The 17,146-nt window shown below is 69.5% G+C and carries 15 protein-coding genes; 4 read left to right on the forward strand and 11 right to left on the reverse strand.

From position 1 onward, the window contains the following. Positions 1-42 precede the first annotated feature (42 nt). The 3 genes from ACLJQ7_RS04940 (at position 43) to ACLJQ7_RS04950 (ending at position 2,893) form a co-directional block, all read left to right on the forward strand. The gene (locus tag ACLJQ7_RS04940) at positions 43-936 is read left to right on the forward strand and encodes a RecB family exonuclease (protein ID WP_410646936.1); all 894 of its coding nucleotides are present in this window, start codon (positions 43-45) and stop codon (positions 934-936) included. A 168-nt stretch (positions 937-1,104) separates the two neighbouring features. After that, positions 1,105-1,890: a thioesterase family protein gene (locus tag ACLJQ7_RS04945; protein WP_410646937.1), complete on the forward strand. Its 786-nt coding sequence runs from the start codon at positions 1,105-1,107 to the stop codon at positions 1,888-1,890. 67 nt (positions 1,891-1,957) lie between these two features. Further along, positions 1,958-2,893 carry a ParA family protein gene (locus ACLJQ7_RS04950; RefSeq protein ID WP_410646938.1) on the forward strand — a complete coding sequence of 312 codons (936 nt, stop codon included), beginning with the start codon at positions 1,958-1,960 and terminating at the stop codon, positions 2,891-2,893. A 75-nt stretch (positions 2,894-2,968) separates the two neighbouring features. Here ACLJQ7_RS04950 and hisG read toward each other — a convergent pair whose 3' ends face one another. The 5 genes from hisG to ACLJQ7_RS04975 all read right to left on the reverse strand — a co-directional run bounded on the left by hisG (position 2,969) and on the right by ACLJQ7_RS04975 (position 6,890). Continuing rightward, positions 2,969-3,814, reverse strand: coding sequence for an ATP phosphoribosyltransferase (gene hisG, locus ACLJQ7_RS04955; protein WP_410646939.1), 846 nt, complete (start codon positions 3,812-3,814; stop codon positions 2,969-2,971). Positions 3,815-3,846: 32 nt separating this feature from the next. Further along, positions 3,847-4,110 carry a phosphoribosyl-ATP diphosphatase gene (locus ACLJQ7_RS04960; RefSeq protein ID WP_034306611.1) on the reverse strand — a complete coding sequence of 88 codons (264 nt, stop codon included), beginning with the start codon at positions 4,108-4,110 and terminating at the stop codon, positions 3,847-3,849. A 72-nt stretch (positions 4,111-4,182) separates the two neighbouring features. Beyond that, positions 4,183-4,674, reverse strand: a complete 492-nt coding sequence (locus tag ACLJQ7_RS04965; protein WP_410646940.1) for a methylated-DNA--[protein]-cysteine S-methyltransferase — start codon at positions 4,672-4,674, stop codon at positions 4,183-4,185. A 15-nt stretch (positions 4,675-4,689) separates the two neighbouring features. Next, positions 4,690-6,153, reverse strand: coding sequence for an AlkA N-terminal domain-containing protein (locus ACLJQ7_RS04970; RefSeq protein ID WP_410646941.1), 1,464 nt, complete (start codon positions 6,151-6,153; stop codon positions 4,690-4,692). Positions 6,154-6,209: 56 nt separating this feature from the next. Further along, on the reverse strand, positions 6,210-6,890 hold the full coding sequence (locus ACLJQ7_RS04975; RefSeq protein WP_410646942.1) for an HAD family hydrolase: 681 nt from the start codon (positions 6,888-6,890) through the stop codon (positions 6,210-6,212). A 177-nt stretch (positions 6,891-7,067) separates the two neighbouring features. Between ACLJQ7_RS04975 and ACLJQ7_RS04980 the strand changes: the two genes are divergently transcribed. Continuing rightward, a complete protein-coding gene (locus ACLJQ7_RS04980; RefSeq protein ID WP_410646943.1) occupies positions 7,068-7,967 on the forward strand; it encodes a PAC2 family protein in 900 nt (299 codons plus the stop codon). Positions 7,968-8,162: 195 nt separating this feature from the next. Here ACLJQ7_RS04980 and ACLJQ7_RS04985 read toward each other — a convergent pair whose 3' ends face one another. The 6 genes from ACLJQ7_RS04985 to ACLJQ7_RS05010 form a co-directional block, all read right to left on the reverse strand. Next, positions 8,163-10,505, reverse strand: coding sequence for a polysaccharide lyase 8 family protein (locus tag ACLJQ7_RS04985; RefSeq protein ID WP_410646944.1), 2,343 nt, complete (start codon positions 10,503-10,505; stop codon positions 8,163-8,165). 106 nt (positions 10,506-10,611) lie between these two features. Further along, positions 10,612-12,072 carry an aldehyde dehydrogenase (NADP(+)) gene (locus ACLJQ7_RS04990; protein WP_410646945.1) on the reverse strand — a complete coding sequence of 487 codons (1,461 nt, stop codon included), beginning with the start codon at positions 12,070-12,072 and terminating at the stop codon, positions 10,612-10,614. Between the two features lie 60 nt (positions 12,073-12,132). Continuing rightward, entirely contained in the window at positions 12,133-13,299 is a 1,167-nt protein-coding gene (locus ACLJQ7_RS04995; protein ID WP_410646946.1) for a hypothetical protein, read from the reverse strand. Between the two features lie 4 nt (positions 13,300-13,303). After that, a complete protein-coding gene (locus tag ACLJQ7_RS05000; protein ID WP_410646947.1) occupies positions 13,304-14,560 on the reverse strand; it encodes a glucarate dehydratase family protein in 1,257 nt (418 codons plus the stop codon). Positions 14,561-14,562: 2 nt separating this feature from the next. Continuing rightward, positions 14,563-15,546: a 5-dehydro-4-deoxyglucarate dehydratase gene (locus ACLJQ7_RS05005; RefSeq protein WP_410646948.1), complete on the reverse strand. Its 984-nt coding sequence runs from the start codon at positions 15,544-15,546 to the stop codon at positions 14,563-14,565. Between the two features lie 46 nt (positions 15,547-15,592). Next, positions 15,593-17,104, reverse strand: coding sequence for a sodium:solute symporter family protein (locus ACLJQ7_RS05010; RefSeq protein ID WP_410646949.1), 1,512 nt, complete (start codon positions 17,102-17,104; stop codon positions 15,593-15,595). Between the last annotated feature and the right edge of the window lie 42 nt (positions 17,105-17,146).

Consider the following 17,146-nt stretch of genomic DNA (forward strand, 5'->3'; position numbering starts at 1 on the left):
CGCGGTCCCGGAACTGTCGGTGCCCGGCGATACGCTCATCCCATGCCCGACACCGACACGGTCACCGCCGATCCGCCGCCCGGCGCCGAAGTCCCGCGCCGTCGGCCGGCCCTGTCCCCGTCGCGTGCCAGCGACTTCAAGCAGTGCCCGCTGCTCTACCGCTTCCGCGCGGTGGACAGACTGCCCGAGATCCCGACGAAGGCCCAGCTGCGCGGCACGCTGGTGCATTCCGTGCTGGAGCGCCTGTTCTCCCTTCCCCAAGCCGACCGCACCCCGCCGCAGGCCAAGGAGCTGCTCGCGCCGGCGTGGGAGGACCTGTCCGCGGAACGTCCGGAGTGGATCGAGCTGTTCGACCAGGACGATTCCGAAGCCGTCACCTCGTGGCTTTCGTCGGCCGAGCAGCTCGTCGACACCTACTTCGGTCTCGAAGACCCGCGCCGCCTGGAACCCGAGGCGTGCGAGCTGCACGTCGAGATCGAGCTGGGCTCCGGAGTGCTGCTCCGGGGCTACGTCGACAGGCTGGACGTCGCGCCGACCGGCGAGATCCGGGTCGTCGACTACAAGACCGGCGCCGCGCCCCGCGAAATCGGCGAGGCCAAGGCGATGTTCCAGATGAAGTTCTACGCCGTGGTCCTCTGGCGGCTTCGCGGTGTCGTGCCGCGTCAGCTGAAACTGATGTACCTCACCGACGGACAGTCCCTGGCCTACACCCCGGACGAGGGCGAGCTGATCCGCTTCGAGCGCACGCTGGAGGCGATCTGGCAGGCGATCCTCAAAGCGGGCAAGACCGGCGATTTCCGCCCGAATCCGAGCAAGCTCTGCGCGTGGTGCGATCACCAGGCGCTCTGCCCGCAGTACGGCGGCACTCCCCCGCCGTATCCCGGCTGGCCGGAGCCTGATCCCGGCGAAGAGTCCGTATTGGACCGTGCGGACTAGGCCGTGCCCGGTGAGTCCGTTCGATGGGCTTCGTGATCCAGGTGGTTCCTGGCGGTGCGGGCGGTTCTCCCTCGGGGTCGTACTCGGGTGAACCGCCCGTGCCGTCAGGGGCCGCGTGGGCGCGGAGACCACGAACCGGACTCACCGGGCACGGCCTAGAGTGCCCTTGTGACAGAAGCCTTCTACGTGCCGTCGGGCGACGGCGTCTTCCTCCCGACCCCGCACACCGCCGGGCCTTGGACTCCGGACGCGCAGCACTTCGGGCCGCCTTCGGCGTTGCTCGTCCGCGCGCTCGAAGAGGTCGAGGCGCCGCACGCGAGCCAGCTGGCACGGGTGACGGTCGAGATCCTCGGGCCCGCGCCGCTGAAGGAGCTTTCGGTGCGGGCGTGGGTGGAGCGGCCGGGCCGGTCGGTCGAGTGGCTGGTCGCCGAGCTCTCCCACGGTGAGCGGGTCGTCGCCCGTGCGTCGGCGTGGCGCCTCGCGACCTCGGACACCACGGCGGTGGCCACCGCGGAAGGTCCGCCGCTGCCCTCGCCGGAAGGGCTGCCGGCGTCCTCCTGGCCGGAGGGCTGGCACGGCGGATACCTCGACGCCGTCGAGTGGCGGCGGGTCAAGGGCGCGCTGGACGCGGCGGGGCCGGCGACGGTCTGGGGCCGTCAGCGCGTCGCCCTCGTCGACGGGGAGAAGCCGAGCCCGCTGCAGCGGCTGTTCGTCCTCGCGGATTCGGGCAACGGGATCTCGAACTTCCTGGATCCGCGTGCATGGTGGTTCATCAATTCGGAGCTGACGGTGCACCTCCGCCGTCCGCCGCTGGGCGACTGGATCGGCGTCGACGCGGCCACCCTGGTCGGCCCGAACGGCGTCGGGACCGCGACCACCACACTGCACGACGCTTCGGGCCCGATCGCCTCCGGCGCTCAGGCTCTCCTGGTGAGGCCGCGACAGGCGGGCTGATAGACGCGCTTTCTCGGCGGGTTTCCAATAGCCTTCCCGGAACAACAGACGCAGGGAGCGCTTCGGCATGCAGATCACCTCGGTGGTCAACCAGAAAGGCGGGGTCGGCAAGACCTCACTCAGCGTGGGCGCGGCGGCCGCACTGGCCGAACGCGGTCGCCGGGTGCTGCTGATCGACCTCGACCCACAGGGCCACGCGACCACCGAACTCCTCGGGCTGGACGAGGTGGCGCACGACATGCCCAGCCTGGCCAAAGCCCTGACCAAGGTGTGGAAGGGGCCGATCGAGGAACTCGCCGTGCGGCATCCGCGCAGCAACCTCGGCCGGGGCGGCGCGTTCGACGTCATCCCGACCTCGCCGGGCATGTTCGATCTGATCCGGCGGCTGGACCAGTTCCGCGTACCCGGCTGGCAGCTGGCCAGGGTCATCCAGTTCGCGAACTACGACCACATCATCATCGACTGCCCGCCCGCGCTCGACGTCCTGACCAACAACGCGCTCGCCGCTTCGCACGGGATCCTCGTGCCGGTGCAGCCGGACCGGACGAGCATCCGCGCGTTGCGCCTGCTCGCGGACCAGGTGCGTTACGTCGAACAGACCGTCGGCCGTCCGCCGATCGCCTATTACGGTCTCGTTCCCGGGCTGTACCGCCGCCCGATCTCGCACTACGCGGCGGCCGCGTTGCAGGAGCTGTACACGTTCGGGATCCCGATGCTGTCGCATGTGCCGCTCGGCGTCGTGATGAACGAGGCCGCCGCGCACGGCGTGCCGGTGACGACCTACGCGCCGGAAACCTTGCAGGCGCTGTCGTTCCGGGAGATCGCGGCGACGCTGGACGGCTACCTGCAGAATTATCCGGCCGCGGCGATCGTGCCCGCGGACGAGGAGTTCGTCTTCGAGGACTTCATCACCGAGGTGTCGGTGACGCGGAGCGCGAAGGACAACGGATCGCGCAAGAAGCTCTACGACCTCATGCCCAAGAAGCCGAACCGGCCCCGCTAGCCAATGCCATGAAAGGTCCTTTCCTTGCAAAATTTGCAAGGAAAGGACCTTTCATGGCGTGTGTGGGGACCGAGATCAGAGCCGGCAGGCCCGGATGTCCGAAGCCAGGACGGCCTTGGCGCCGGTCTCGGCGAGTTCGTCCATGATCCGGTTGACCTCCTTGCGCGGCACCATCGCCCGCACGGCCACCCAGTCTTCGTCCGCCAGCGGCGCGACGGTCGGCGACTCGAGACCCGGCGTGATCGCGATGGCCGCGTCGAGCAACGTACGCGGGCAGTCGTAGTCCAGCATCATGTAGTGCTGGGCGAAGACGACTCCCTGCAGCCGTGCCTTCAGCTGGTCCTTCGGCCGGGTGTGCTCGGTGCCCGCACGCTGCAGCAGCACCGCCTCCGACACGCAGATCGGATCCCCGAAGGCCACGAGGTTGTGCTGGCGCAACGAACGTCCGGACTCGACGACGTCCGCGATGGCGTCCGCGACGCCGAGCTGGATCGAGATCTCGACGGCGCCGTCGAGGCGGATGACCTCCGCCTCCACGCCGTGCTGCTTCAGGTTCTCGCGCACGAGGCGCGGGTACGACGTCGCGAGCCGCTTGCCCTGCAGGTCTTCGGCCTTCCAGTCCCGGCCCGCGGGTGCGGCGTACCGGAAGGTGGAACCGCCGAAGCCGAGGCCGAGGATCTCCTCGACCGGGGCGCCGGAATCGAGGGCGAGGTCGCGGCCGGTGATGCCGAGATCCAGCTCGCCGGACCCGACGTAGATCGCGATGTCCTTGGGACGCAAGAAGAAGAACTCGACCTCGTTGACGGTGTCCAGCACGGTCAGGTCGCGGGCCTCATGTCGCTTGCGGTAGCCGGCCTCTCCGAGCATCTCCGACGCGGCGGCGGCGAGGGCTCCCTTGTTCGGCACGGCGACACGCAGCATTGCTTCTCCTTGGTTCTCCGGACGCGACCGCGTCACAGGTACCGGTACACGTCCTCTGTCGACAGTCCTCGGCCGAGCATGAGCACCTGTACGCGGTACAGCAGCTGTGAGATCTCCTCGGCGAGCCTGTCGTCGGATTCGTGCTCGGCGGCGATCCACACCTCGCCCGCCTCTTCGAGCACCTTCTTGCCCTGCGCGTGCACTCCCGCGTCGAGCGCGGCGACGGTGCCGGAACCGTCGGGCCGCGTGCGGGCGCGGTCGGCAAGCTCGGCGAACAGCTCATCGAAGGTCTTCACAGTCTGGAGATCCTTCCATCCGCGCCCGCGTCGCGCTGCCCCGGGCCGGTGTGGTGCCGGTCGCGTCACACTTCAGAACAGCACCGCGCCGCCTCGCTCGAAGTCGAGCAGCTGCCGCTTCCGTTCGACACCGCCGCCGTAGCCGGTGAGATCGCCGGTGGAGCCGATCACCCGATGGCACGGCACGATGATGCTGATCGGGTTCTTCCCGTTCGCGAGGCCGACCGCGCGCGACGCGGTGGGCCTGCCGAGCCGGTCGGCGAGCTGACCGTAGGAAACCGTCTCGCCATACGGGATCCCGAGCAGGCCCTCCCAGACCATCCGCTGGAACGCGGTGCCGCCGAGGCTCAGCGGAAGATCGAAATCCTTACGCTGACCGGCGAAGTACTCCTTCAGCTGTTTCTCGGTGTCCACGAAGATCGGTGAGCCCGGGTCGGGATGGCCGAACGTCTCCTCGACCGGGCGATGCCGCTGCTGGACCATGTACACCCCGCAGAGGCCTTCGCCGTCCGCGACCAGGGTCAGCTTGTCGTACGGGCTGTCGATGACGGTGTGCGTGCGCATGGCGCTCCTCGGAACTCAGGCGGCGGGGAGCCGGTTGATCGGGTGGTCTCCGGTCGCCCAGAGGTGTTGGACGGCGTAGGCGCGCCACGGACGCCAGCGTTCGGCGTGCGCGGCGAACGCGGCCGGGCCGAGCCCGAGGCCCTTCGCCGCGACCTTGACGCCGAGGTCGGTCGGCAGGAAGGCGTCCGGGTCGCCGAGCGCGCGCATCGCGATGCTCTCGACGGTCCACGGGCCGAAACCGGGCAGCGCGTGCAGCCGCTCGCGGGCTCGCTGCCAGTCACTTCCCGCGCCGAGGTCGAGGTCGCCGTCGTTCAGCTCGGCCACGAGACCGAGCAGGGTCCGCTTGCGGCTCTGCGGCATCGCGAGGCTTTCCGGGTCGAGGTCCGCGAGCGCGGCGGCGTCCGGGAAGACGTGCGTGAGGCCGCCGTCCGGGTCGTCGACGGGAGCACCGTGCGCGAGGACCAGCCGGGCGGCGTGGGTGCGGGCCGCGGCGGTGGACACCTGCTGGCCCAGAACGGCGCGGACGGCGAACTCGTCACCGTCGACCGTCCTCGGCACCCGTCTGCCCGGCGCGGCCGCCACGAGCGGTTCGAGCAGCGGGTCCGCCGCCAGTGCCTCGTCGACCGCGGCCGGGTCGGCGTCGAGGTCGAGCAGGCGGCGGCAACGGCTGATCGCGGTCGAGAGGTCCCGCAGGTCCGACAGCGTGAGACGGCAGCCGATGTAGCCGTCCTCCGGCTTGAGCGCGACGACGGCGGGGCCGTGCGGGAGACGCAGCGTCCGGCGGTACGCGCCGTCGCGCCATTCTTCGACGCCGGGGACGCCTGTCGCGACCAGATGCCCGAAGAGGTTGTCCGGGAACAACGGCTTCCGGTACGGCAGGCGCAGGTTCAGCGTCCCGGCGGCGGTCGCCGGCGCCGTGCGGACGCGAGCCCGCAGCTCCGTCGGAGACAGGGCGAAGACCTCGCGCACGGTGTCGTTGAAGGTCCGGACGCTGCCGAAGCCCGCGGCGAGGGCGACGTCGATCATCGACAATCCGGTGGTCTCGATCAGCAGCCGTGCCGTCTGCGCCCGCTGGGCGCGGGCGAGGCTGAGCGGGCCGGCGCCGAGTTCGGCGCGCACATGCCGCTCCACCTGCCGCACGCTGTAGCCCAGCCGGGAGGCCAGCCCGCTCACGCCGTGGGTGTCGACGACGCCGTCGGCGATCAGCCGCATCGCCCTGGCCACCAGGTCCGCGCGCTCGTTCCACTGCGGCGAACCCGGGCTCGCGTCCGGACGGCAGCGCTTGCAGGCGCGGAACCCGGCCTCCTGCGCGGCCGCCGCGCTCGGGTAGAAGGTCATGTTCTCGGGTTTGGGCGGGACGACCGGGCAACTCGCCCGGCAGTAGATCCGCGTCGTCAGGACCGCGGTGAAGAACCAGCCGTCGAACCGGGCGTCGTTCGACTGGACCGCCCGGACACAGCGCTCGAAATCCTCATGCACCCGGCAAGCATCACCGACCGCACCGGGCGGGGTCTAGCGGAAACGCGACATGGCGGTCAGGGCAGGAGCGCGGTCAGCGCCGCCACGTCGAGACCCACCAGCGACGAGCGGAACACACGCCGTTCACCCGGTTCGACGTCGACGTCGTTCGGGATCACCACCACCATGCAGCCCGCAGCGGCCGCGGAAGCCGCACCCGGCGGCGAATCCTCGATCGCGACGCACCGGGAAGCCGGGACCCCCAGCAACTCCGCTGCCAGCTGATACGGCCTGGCGTCCGGCTTGTTCAGACCATCGACCTCGTCGCCGCAGACCGTGGCGGCGAAGTGCCCGCGGCCGATGGTGTTGAGCGCGAGCTCGGTCAGCGACCGTTCGGTGGAGGTGACCAAGGCCATCGGGACACCGTTGGCGCGCAACAGTTCGAGCAGTTCCTGAGCGCCGGGCCGCCACGGGAGCGGGCCGTCGAAGAGGTTGGCCGTGCGGCGGCGGATCCACACCCCCATCTCCGCGATCGACTCGGGCGTGACGGGCCTGGCGCACACTTCGAGGAGGAACGCGGCCGTGTCGTCCATATTGGACCCGACGAGACTCAGGCGCTGGTCCTCGGTCAGGGTGCCGCCGAGGCTTTCGACGGCCTCGTAGAGCGCGACGTCCCACAGCTTCTCCGAGTCGACCAGCGTGCCGTCCATGTCCCACAGCACGGCGGCGAGTCCGTCCAGTGTGGACGGTTCGGTCACGGTTCCCCCTCACGATCGGATGGACCTTCCAGGACCCACGGTAGCCGAGACGGATTCACGTCGACGGCGTGGTCGCCACCCGAAATGTCGCGTACGTCGGCTCCGCACGGTTCGCCCCGGCGAAACGCCGCCGGACATGCCCAACGCCGCACGGCCCCCTGGTCGTAGGCTGGTCCGGTGAGTGAGCCCGTCGACGAGACCCAGCGGCCCGGCCGCGACCACCCGGATGACAGCAAGCCGATCTTGATCGTCGCCTTCGAAGGATGGAACGACGCAGGTGACGCGGCCAGCCGGGCGGTCGAGCATCTCCAGCTCAACTGGGATGCGACCCCGCTGAGCGAGCTGAGTCCTGACGAGTACTACGACTTCCAGGTCAGCAGACCGACCGTACGCATGGTGGACGGCGTCACCCGAAGGGTCGACTGGCCGACCACCCGGCTCTCGGTATGCCGCCCGGAGGGCCTCAGCCGGGACATCGTGCTGGTCCAGGGGCCCGAACCGAACATGCGCTGGCGCGCCTTCTGCGCCGAACTGCTGGAGCACATCCAGCAGCTGGAAGTCGCCACGGTCGTCACCCTCGGCGCGCTCCTTGCCGACACCGCGCACACCCGACCTGTCCCGGTCACCGGGACGGCGTACGACAAGGACACCGCTTCGCAGTTCGGCCTGGAGCTGAACAACTACCAGGGCCCGACCGGCATCGTCGGGGTCCTGCAGGACTACTGCGTGCAGGCGGGCGTCCCGGCCGTGTCGATCTGGGCGGCCGTGCCGCACTACGTCTCGCATCCGCCGTCGCCCAAGGCCACGCTGGCGCTGCTGCACAAGCTCGAGGACATCCTCGACGTCGAGATTCCGCTCGGCGCCCTGCCCGAGCAGGCCGAAGAGTGGCAGCGGACGGTCACGGAGATGGCCGAGGAGGACGAGGAGATCAGCGAGTACGTCCGGGGACTCGAGGAGCGCGGCGACGCGGAGACCGAGTTCACGCTGGACGACGTGAGCGGGGACAAGATCGCGGCCGAGTTCGAGCGGTACCTGCGGCGGCGCCGCCCCGGCCAGGACGGTCCCGGACGCGGCTGATCTCTCTGGCCGTGAAGGCCCCCTTCCCTCGGCTGAGCCGAGGGAAGGGGGCCTTCACGCGCAGCGGGCTTGGGTAGTGGAGAGCTGGGTTGCGAAAGCCACTTTCGCAACGTTGAAGGTTGCGAAAGTGGCTTTCGCAACGCCGTTGGGTGGAGCGGCCATCACCTCGCCCCTACCGCCTCCGCAATCAGTCGACTAAACGCGGACGACCTGCGTGGCGCCGAAGGTGTCCTTCACCGGCACCTCGACGGTCTTGCGCCGCACGGTCACGCGCAGGACGTCCTGCCGCTGCGTCGGATCCGAAACAGTGAGCCGCCAGCCGTCGCGGGTCCGGCCGAGCGCCACCGACGCCGGACCGGACACCGTCACCTCGTCGACCGAGCCGGCGGCGAAGAAGTTCGCCAGCAGGGTCGCGTCCCACAGCCGGACGGCCTGCACGGTCGCGGTGTTGGACCGCACGCGCCACGACCAGGCCGAGGCGATCGTCTCCAGCACCGACGCGGTGGGGAGCACCGCATAGGCGTAGCTCGCGTTCGAGGGTCCGGCCCCGTGTTCGATGACCAGCTTCTGATAGCGCCGGGTGCAGGGCACGGTCGTTCCCTTGGTGTTGGCGCCCTTGTCGATGTCGCGCCAGGTCCCCGTCCGGTCCTCGCGCAGCGCGGTGACCTCGGCGTCATCGAGCAGGACGTAGCCGCCGACCTTCTCCAGATGCAGCCATCGCTTGCGCCGCAAGGACTCCGAACCGCCGATGAGACGACCGTCGGCCAGCAGGACACCGGAGCCGTTCTCGCCGAGGTTGCGGTTCTCGATCGTGGTGCGGACCCGCTCACCGGAGGAGTCGGTGATCCCGGCGCCGAGACACAGCACACCCGACGGCGTGAAGAACCATGACTTCTTCGCGGTCAGCGTGCCGTCTTGGGAAACGAAGTCGAGGGCGTGCGCGCCGTGCCGCGCGTCCCAACGAACACCGCCGCAATGATCCTTGCTCGTCAGCGGCACCGACTCCAGTTTCGGGGTCGGACCGGTCTTCGTGGTGGTGCCCGGCAGCAGCAGCGGGTCCACCGTCGGCCAGTAGGCGTCGGTGAAATGTCCCTTCGCCTTGGGCAGGAACAGATACAGCGAGCCGTCGCCGACGTACCAGCCGTGCAGGTTCATCGAGTTGATCGACTCGTATCGCGAAATCCGGGTCGAGGCGACGCCGAGCGAGGCCGACCAGCCTTCGGTGATATGCACCATCCGGTCCTGCTGGCCGAACACGCGATGCGTCGCGACCGTCCGTGCCGGCCGGAGCCCGGTCGCCAGCAGTTCCTGCGCGAACTCGATACCGGGGATGCCGACGAGGTCCGGCCCCGGCGCGAACCGTTCGGGATCCGGGATCTCCAGGTACGGCGCGAAAGTGTCTTCGGTGATCCACTTCGCGGCGAGGCCGCCGAGTTCGTCCTTGCGCTTCCCGCTCGCCGACCGCGCCAGCAGGACCACCGCGCCGGTGAGCTGATGTCCGATGTCGTGCGCGGATTCCCCTTGCCGTGAAAGGAATCGGCCGCGGACCGACTCCAACAGCGCGCCCGCGTGGACGAACGGCGCGAACGTGTCGGCGACCAGCGCGTACGTCGCGTCGCGCACGTCGGCGGGCAGTGCGAACTCCGTGCCCTGGGTGACGTGGATGGCGGACACGACCGCGGTGAGCAGGATGATCCCGTAATGCCCGGGATACGGCACCGAGTCGTGCTGCAGGAAGGAGCCGTCGGTGTGGAAACCGTCGCCCGCCGCGCGATGGAGTTTGGCGATGACACTCGCCGCTCCCCCGCCCTCGACGTCGGTGAACGCGCCGACACCCCGCTTGATCCGTTCGACGTCGCCCAGCATCGCGCCGGAGACGATGGAGATCATCGACTTGTCCGCGCGGTTGGCGCCGGTCTCGACGACGCTGGGGTTGTTGGTGCGGCGGTTCGGATCGCCGGAGAACTTGAGCACCGGCTTCAGGTACTTGGCGAGTTCGTCCTCGGTCAGTTCGTCGGCGACCGTCGCGAGGATGTGCAGCAGGTAGAGCGGGATACCGATCTCGTAGGTGTACCAGTTGCCGATCTCGGCGGTCTTCTCGCTGTACTGATCGCTGGTGTACAGCAGTTCCAGTGCCGCCTTGATCCGGGCGAGCACGGCGGGATCACCCGCGAGCGCGCCACCGGGGGTGCCCCAGTTGACCGCGATCGCGCGGAGCCGGGCGTACATCGAAGTCGTGAACTCGCTGCCGGGGCCGAGCGGGAGGTCCTTCCACAGTGGACCGCCGTCGACCGTCATGCTGTCGTGGTAGGACTTCGCGACCCGGTCCAGGTTCGCCAGCGCGGCGGCGCGTTCCGCCGACGGCCGGTTGATCCCGGTCTGCAGTGCGCGATAGCCGGTCACGATGGACGCCGTGTCCGGAGCCGCGGGTCGCGCTGACGAAGGGCTCGCGAGAGCGGTCGTGAAAGCCACCGAAGCGGCAGCGGCCGCACCTCCCCGCAAAGCCGTTCTCCTGTCGAAGTGACCGAATTCGGACATGACGGTGCCTCCCAAGGGGGTCGAAAGACGGCAACTAGGGGCGGCGGCGGGAACTGGGGTCGTGAGTGATTTGGGTCGTTGGAACGACCCAAATCACTCACGAGCGTTACTGGCGTTTTCCGTCGGTCCTGCGGGGCAGCTCCCACGGGTTGTTCTCCTGCAACGGTTCCGGCAGCAGCGCGTCGGGGAAGCCCTGCCAGGCGATCGGTCGCAGGAAGCGCTCGATCGCGGCCGTGCCGACCGACGTGCTGGTCGGCGCGGTGGTCGCCGGGTAGGGACCACCGTGTTCCTGTGCCCAGGTGACGGTGACACCGGTCGGCCAGTCGTTCCACAGCAGACGGCCGGCGACGCGGGTCAGCGACGGGAGCACCGGGCGGATCCAGTCCACATCGGACTCTTCACCCTGGATGGTCGCGGTGAGACCGGGTTCCATCACGCCGAGCAGGCTGATCAGTTCGTCCTGATCGGCGTAGGTGACGATCAGCGACGCCGGACCGAAGCATTCCTCGCGGACCGTGCCGGCATCGGCCAGGAAGGCCTTGGCGGTGGTGGCGAGCAGGGTCGCGCCGTGCGAGATCCCTTCTGTACCGCCGGATTCCGACAGCACCTCGACACCGTCGACCTCGCTCAGCTTCGCCAGCCCGTCGGCGAATCCGGCCGCGATACGCTCGTTGAGCATCGGCTGCGCCGGGATCGCCGCGACGGCCTCGCGCAGCGTGTCTTCGAGGCCGTGCCCCTCGGGCAGGAACAGCAGCCCCGGTTTGGTGCAGAACTGCCCGGCACCGAGGGTGAAGGAGCCCGCGTAGCCCTTGGCGACCGCTTCACCGCGCGCGTCGATCGCGGCCTGCGTGACGACGACCGGGTTGACGCTGCCGAGTTCGCCGTAGAACGGGATCGGCGACGGCCGCGAGGTCGCGATGTCGAACAGCGCGCGCCCGCCCGGCACCGAACCGGTGAACGAAGCCGCCTGGATCCGCGGGTCCTTCAGCGCCGTGACGCCGTTCTGCTGGCCGTGGACGACCGCGAAGATCCCTTCCGGCGCACCGGCCCCGAGCAGCGCTTCACGCAGGATCTCGCCGGTGCGGGCGGACAGCTCAGGATGCCCCGAGTGCGCCTTGAGCACGACCGGGCAGCCGGCGGCCAGCGCCGAAGCGGTGTCCCCGCCCGCGACACTGAACGCGAACGGGAAGTTGCTGGCGGCGAACACCAGCACCGGACCGATCGGGGTGAGCAACCGGCGGATGTCCGGCCGCGGACCCATCGGCCACGCGGCGTCCGCGTGGTCGACCGTGGCGCCGAGGAACGCGCCGTCGGCCAGCACTTCGCCGAACAGGCGCAGCTGGAACGTCGTGCGCTTCAGCTCTCCCTGCAGTCGCGGTGAGGCCGGGAGATGGGTCTCCCGGTTGGCCAGCGCGATCAGCTCGTCGGCGGCCGCGTCGAGGGCGTCCGCCGCCGCGTTCAGCCATCCGGCGCGCCGGGCTGGGGTCGCGGCCGCCGTCGTGCCTGCAGCATCGGCGGCGGCCGCGAGGATCTGGTCGAGCGTGGCGGGATCCGTTGCCTGGCTCATTTTTCTTGCTTCTCCTAGTTCAGTTAAGGCGCGCACTGGTCACCTCGAGTCCGTCACGTCTCACCCGACGTCGCCGCGGGAACCGACTTCTTGCGCGGCGCTGACGGCGGCGATGAGATCCGCCCAGCGCCCCGGGCCGGCGAGGCCGAGGTGGTACAGGTGCAGCTCGGTGGCGCCTGCCTTGCCGAGTTCGATGGTGTAGGCCTCGATGTCGGGCACCGGGCTGGCCGCCACCGCGGTGATGTAGCTGCCGACGGCGACCTTCTCCGGCAGTTTCGCCCGTGCCGCCGCGACGGCGTTCACACTGGGGTGACCGGGTGCCCAGTTCTGCAGCACCACCGCGTCGACGTCGTCCGGGGCCGACGGCGTCAGCCCCGGCAGCGCGCCGGTGACCCACGGGTCCATCGCGCCGTGCAGCACGATCCGGGGCCCGGACGGGATCTTCGCGAGCACCTCGCGCCGGAGGGCGTCGGTCGCCCGCTGCCGCGTGTCGAGCAGGACCTGCCGCAGGGTGGGCAGGATCTTGTCCTCGGTCGCCCGGAGGTCACCGCTGTCGATCAGCCGCCGGACCTCGGCCCGCAGCTTGCCCAGCGCCTTCGCCGGATCCTGACCGGCCGCGGCCCAGGCGTCGAGACACTCGTCGCAGCAGCAGATCGACAGCAGCCGCGCGACCGCTGGCGACCAGACGCCGTCGGTCTTCTCGTGCTGGTGCTGGTGCACGGCGCCGAGCGGACCGCAGGCCTCGAGGATGACCGTGGCGAAGTCGAGCCCGGCGAGACTCTCCGCCGTCACGTTCGCCGCGTACTCCCGGACGGCGGGCTGGCCTGGGCACAGCGCCCACGGGTACCGCTCGCCGAAACAGTTGCGCACGGTGAAATCCGGGAACTCCGTGCCCAGCTGCGAATTGTGGGTCAGCACGAGCCACGCCGCCGCCGGGACACCCGCCTCGTTCAGCATCCGGACGGCGTCGCCCGCGCTGTCGCGGCTTTCGACCCAGTCCGGTTCGGCGGGCTTCAGCTCACCCCACGCCTCCTCACGCACGGGCCGGTACAGCGCCGCGTGGCGCGCGACGATCGAAGTGCGCTCGGGCGACCAGGGAGTCGCCGCGCGGGCGCTGTGGTACGACACGGCGACGGCGACCTCGTCGACGCCGAGCTCCCGTACGCGCTCGACGAAGCCGGGATCGTCGACGACGTCCCAGGGGTAGGCGTATCCGGTGACCTTCACCTCGTCACCACCGTGCCGTGTTCGGTTCGAAGCTTCCGACGAACTTCCGCATATAGGTCACGTCATCCCGTTTGGTCTGTCCACTTCGGACATAGTCTTCATGGGCCCGCGCCAGCGCGTCGGGGTCGAGTTCGACCCCGAGCCCGGGCTTGTCGGGCACCGCGACCGCACCGTCGGCGAACTCCAGCGCACCCGGGGCGATGACGTCGGCCGTCTTCCACGGCCAGTGGGTGTCGCAGGCGTAGGTCAGGTGCGGCGTCGCCGCGGCCACGTGCACCATAGCGGCCAGACTGATCCCGAGATGACTGTTCGAGTGCATGGAAAGCCCCACGTCGAAGCATTCCGCCGTGGTCGAGAGGGCTTGGGTGTCCCGCAGGCCACCCCAGTAATGATGGTCCGAAAGTATTACGCCGACCGCCCGCTGCCGGAACGCCGGCTCGATGTCCGCGAAGCGCACGACGCACATGTTCGTGGCCAGCGGCATGTTCGCCTTCTCCGCGACCCGCGCCATGCCCTCGATACCCGGCGTCGGGTCTTCGAGGTACTCCAGGACACCGTCGAGTTCTTCGGCGACCCGGATCCCGGTCTCGACGGTCCACGCCGCGTTCGGGTCGATGCGGAGCGGATGATCCGGGAACGCGTCCGCGAGCGCGCGGATCCCGTCCATCTCCTGGTCGGGGTCGAAGGCGCCGCCCTTCAGTTTGATGGAGCCGAAGCCGTACTCCTCCACCATGCGGCGCGCCTCGCCGACGAGCGCCTCCGGCGTGGTCACCTCGCCCCACGAGTCCTCGTCGGCGCCGATGTGGGCGCCGAACTTGTAGAACAGGTAGGCGGAGAAGTCGACGGCGTCGCGTGCCTTGCCGCCGAGCAGGTCCACCACCGGCCTGCCCAGGTAGTGACCCTGCGCGTCGAGCGCGGCCACCTCGAACAGCGAGTACACGCTGGCGACGGTCTTGCTGACGGAGAAACCGCCGGTGAGCCCGTGCGCGTCGGCGAAGACGACCTCGCCGAGGGTGGTGGCGACCTTCCGGCGGAGGCCGGGCAGGTCGAACACGTCGTGCCCCTTGAGTTCGGGGAGCACCTTCCTGACCTGGTCGAGGAACGCGAGGTCACCGTAGGACTCGCCGAGGCCGACCACACCGTCTTCGCAGATCAGCTGGACAACGCCGCGCAGCGCGAAGGGCTCATGCACGCCCATCGCGTTGAGCAGCGGGGGGTCGGCGAAGGCGACCGGGGTCAGGACGACGTCGAGAACCTTCATCTTCAGGCACCGGCCTCGACGGACTTGAGGGCGGCGAACCCGTCGTCGATGATCTTCTCCAGGCGGGCGATCTGGTCCGCGGTGGGCTCGACCAGCGGCGGCCGGACCGAGCCGACCTTGTCACCCCGCAGACGCGCGGCGGCCTTGACCAGCGACACGGCGAAGCCACGGCCTTCGTCCCGCAGCGCCACCAGCGGAAGGTAGAACCCGGCGAGCAGCGCCTCCATGACGGCGTCGTCGTTCTCCGCGAGCGCGCGGTGGAACCGGGCCGCGATCTCGGGGGCGAAGCAGTGCACGGCCGAGGAGTACCGCGCCACGCCGACCGCGGAGTAGGCGCGCGCGGAGACCTCCGCCGTCGGAAGACCGTTGAAGAACAGGAAATCCCGGGCCCGGCCGGTGCCGACGGAACGGATCGTGGTGATGATCCGGCTCATCAGCTCGACGTCGCCGAAACCGTCCTTGATGCCGACCACCGACGGGATGCCGAGCAGGTCCACGGCCGAGTCCGGGGTGAACACGCCGGTGGACCGGTGGTAGACGATCACCGGGATCGAGGACTCCCCGACGGCGTACCGCACGTGGTCGACCAGCCCGGACGGCGGACCGGTGACCAGGTAGGGCGGCAGGAGGAGGACGCCGTCCGCGCCGCCCGCCTCCGCCGCCGCGATTCCGGCACGGGCCGACGCCGCACCACCGCCCGCCCCGACCCACACGGGCACCCGCCCGGCGACGACCTCACGAGCCTTGCGCAGGATCGCCGCGTGCTCGTCCGGGGACAGCGAGCTGAATTCGCCCGTACCGCAGGCGACGAACAGCGCGCCGGCTCCGGCGGCCACGTGGCTCTCGACGGTTTCCGCGAACACGTCGAGATTGAGTTCCAGTCCCTCGGTGAAGGGGGTCAAGGGGAACGCCAGTAGGCCGTCGAGTTCGATCTGCGCTGATGAGTTCTCGGCGGGAACGCGTGCCTCGAACTTGGGCTGTGCCATGGATTTCTCTTTCGTTCTTTGTGGATGGTCCCGGGTACGGGCCCGGTCAGGCGGGCACGGTGGTGCCGTCCTGCGACTTGCGGGGTAGGACTTCGTCGTCGCGGTCGATCGTGTCGATGAGCTCGTCCGTGGTCGCCTTGCGCTCTGGCATGAGGTAGCCGAGCCCGATGAACAGCCCCAGCGAGACCAGGATCGGGGTGGACACGGTGACCGCGAGGGTGGCGTTGTAGCCGTAGTAGGCGACCGCGTAGGCGATGAGACCGCCCGCCCACGAGATCAGCGCCGCGCGGGAGCCGGAACGGCGGAACCACGGGAGCATGCCGAGCAGCAGCGGGACCGAGATCGGACCCATCAAAGCCGCGACCCAGAGCACCACGATGCCGAGCACACCGCCGAGTTTGGGGGCCTGCGTGGCGACCGCCATGGTCAGCACGATGAAGATCGCGGTCGTGACGCGGGCGGCCAGCAGGCCCTGCGCTTCGGTCCACCGCCGGGTCTTCTTCACCAGCACGGGCAGCATGTCGCGGGTGATGACCGCGGAGATCGCGTTCGCGTCGGACGACACCATCGCCATCGTGTGGGAGAAGATGCCCGCCAGCACCAGCCCGATCAGGCCCGGCGGCAGGAACGTCGTCGTCATGATCGCGTAGGCGTTGTCCGGGTTCTGGATGTCCGGGATCAGCAGCGGAGCCGCGAACATCGGGAACATCATGAACAGCGGCCACACCAGGTACAGGATCGAGGAGAGCCGCGCGCCCCGGCGTGCCGCGTGCGTGTCGGGCGCGGCCATGTAGCGCTGCGCCAGGTTCCACATACCGCCGTTGTACTCCAGCGTCTTCACCAGTACATAGACGAGCAACACGACGGTGGTGAACTTCGACGTGGTCGGGTTGAGGTGGCTCGGCGGGAGATCGCCCCACATCGTCCACAGACCCGAGACGCCGCCGAGTTTGCCCAGCACCACCCAGAGCATGGCGATGGCCGCGATGGCCTGGATCACGAACTGGCCGAAGTCGGTGAGCGCGTCGGCCCAGAGACCGCCGACGGTGCAGTAGGCCAGCGTGACCGAGCCGGTGATGATGATGCCCCAGGTGTAGTCCACCCCGGCGAAGACGTTGAGGATCGTGGCGATCGCGAACCACTTCGCCGCGATGTCGAAGATCTTCAGCAGGCTGCCGCTCCACGCGAGCGCCTGCTGGGTCGGGACGTTGAACCGCCGCGCGAGGTACTCGAGCGGGGACGCGACCCCCACCTTCGACCGGAGCCTGTTCCACCGGGCGGCGAACAGCCAGCTGCCGATACCGACGCCGATGCCGATACTGGCCATGCCCCAGAAGTAGACGGTGATCCCGCTCGTATAGGCCACGCCCGCGTAGGCCACGAACAACACCGCGCTGTAACCGGACATGTGATGCGAGATCCCGGTCAGCCACCAGGGCATCCTGCCTCCGGCGGTGAAGAAGTCCTTCACATCGTGGATCCGCTTGTGCGACCACCAGCCGATCACGACCATCAACGCGAAATACGCGCAGACCATCGCCCAGTCGAGTACGTGCACCGTTGACTCCTCTCCGCGTTCACGAAGGCCCAGCCCAGCGCC

The sequence above is a fragment of the Amycolatopsis sp. cmx-4-54 genome (assembly GCF_046548895.1).
Lineage (GTDB): Bacteria > Actinomycetota > Actinomycetes > Mycobacteriales > Pseudonocardiaceae > Amycolatopsis.

Excerpts from the sequence above, each read along its gene's own strand:
- ACLJQ7_RS05000 (WP_410646947.1), bottom strand. The coding sequence starts at position 14,560 with ATGAAGGTTCTCGACGTCGTCCTGACCCCGGTCGCCTTCGCCGACCCC.
- ACLJQ7_RS04985 (WP_410646944.1), bottom strand. The coding sequence starts at position 10,505 with ATGTCCGAATTCGGTCACTTCGACAGGAGAACGGCTTTGCGGGGAGGT.
- ACLJQ7_RS04965 (WP_410646940.1), bottom strand. The coding sequence starts at position 4,674 with ATGCGCACGCACACCGTCATCGACAGCCCGTACGACAAGCTGACCCTG.
- hisG (WP_410646939.1), bottom strand. The coding sequence starts at position 3,814 with ATGCTGCGTGTCGCCGTGCCGAACAAGGGAGCCCTCGCCGCCGCCGCG.
- ACLJQ7_RS04990 (WP_410646945.1), bottom strand. The coding sequence starts at position 12,072 with ATGAGCCAGGCAACGGATCCCGCCACGCTCGACCAGATCCTCGCGGCC.
- ACLJQ7_RS04950 (WP_410646938.1), top strand. The coding sequence starts at position 1,958 with ATGCAGATCACCTCGGTGGTCAACCAGAAAGGCGGGGTCGGCAAGACC.
- ACLJQ7_RS04940 (WP_410646936.1), top strand. The coding sequence starts at position 43 with ATGCCCGACACCGACACGGTCACCGCCGATCCGCCGCCCGGCGCCGAA.
- ACLJQ7_RS05005 (WP_410646948.1), bottom strand. The coding sequence starts at position 15,546 with ATGGCACAGCCCAAGTTCGAGGCACGCGTTCCCGCCGAGAACTCATCA.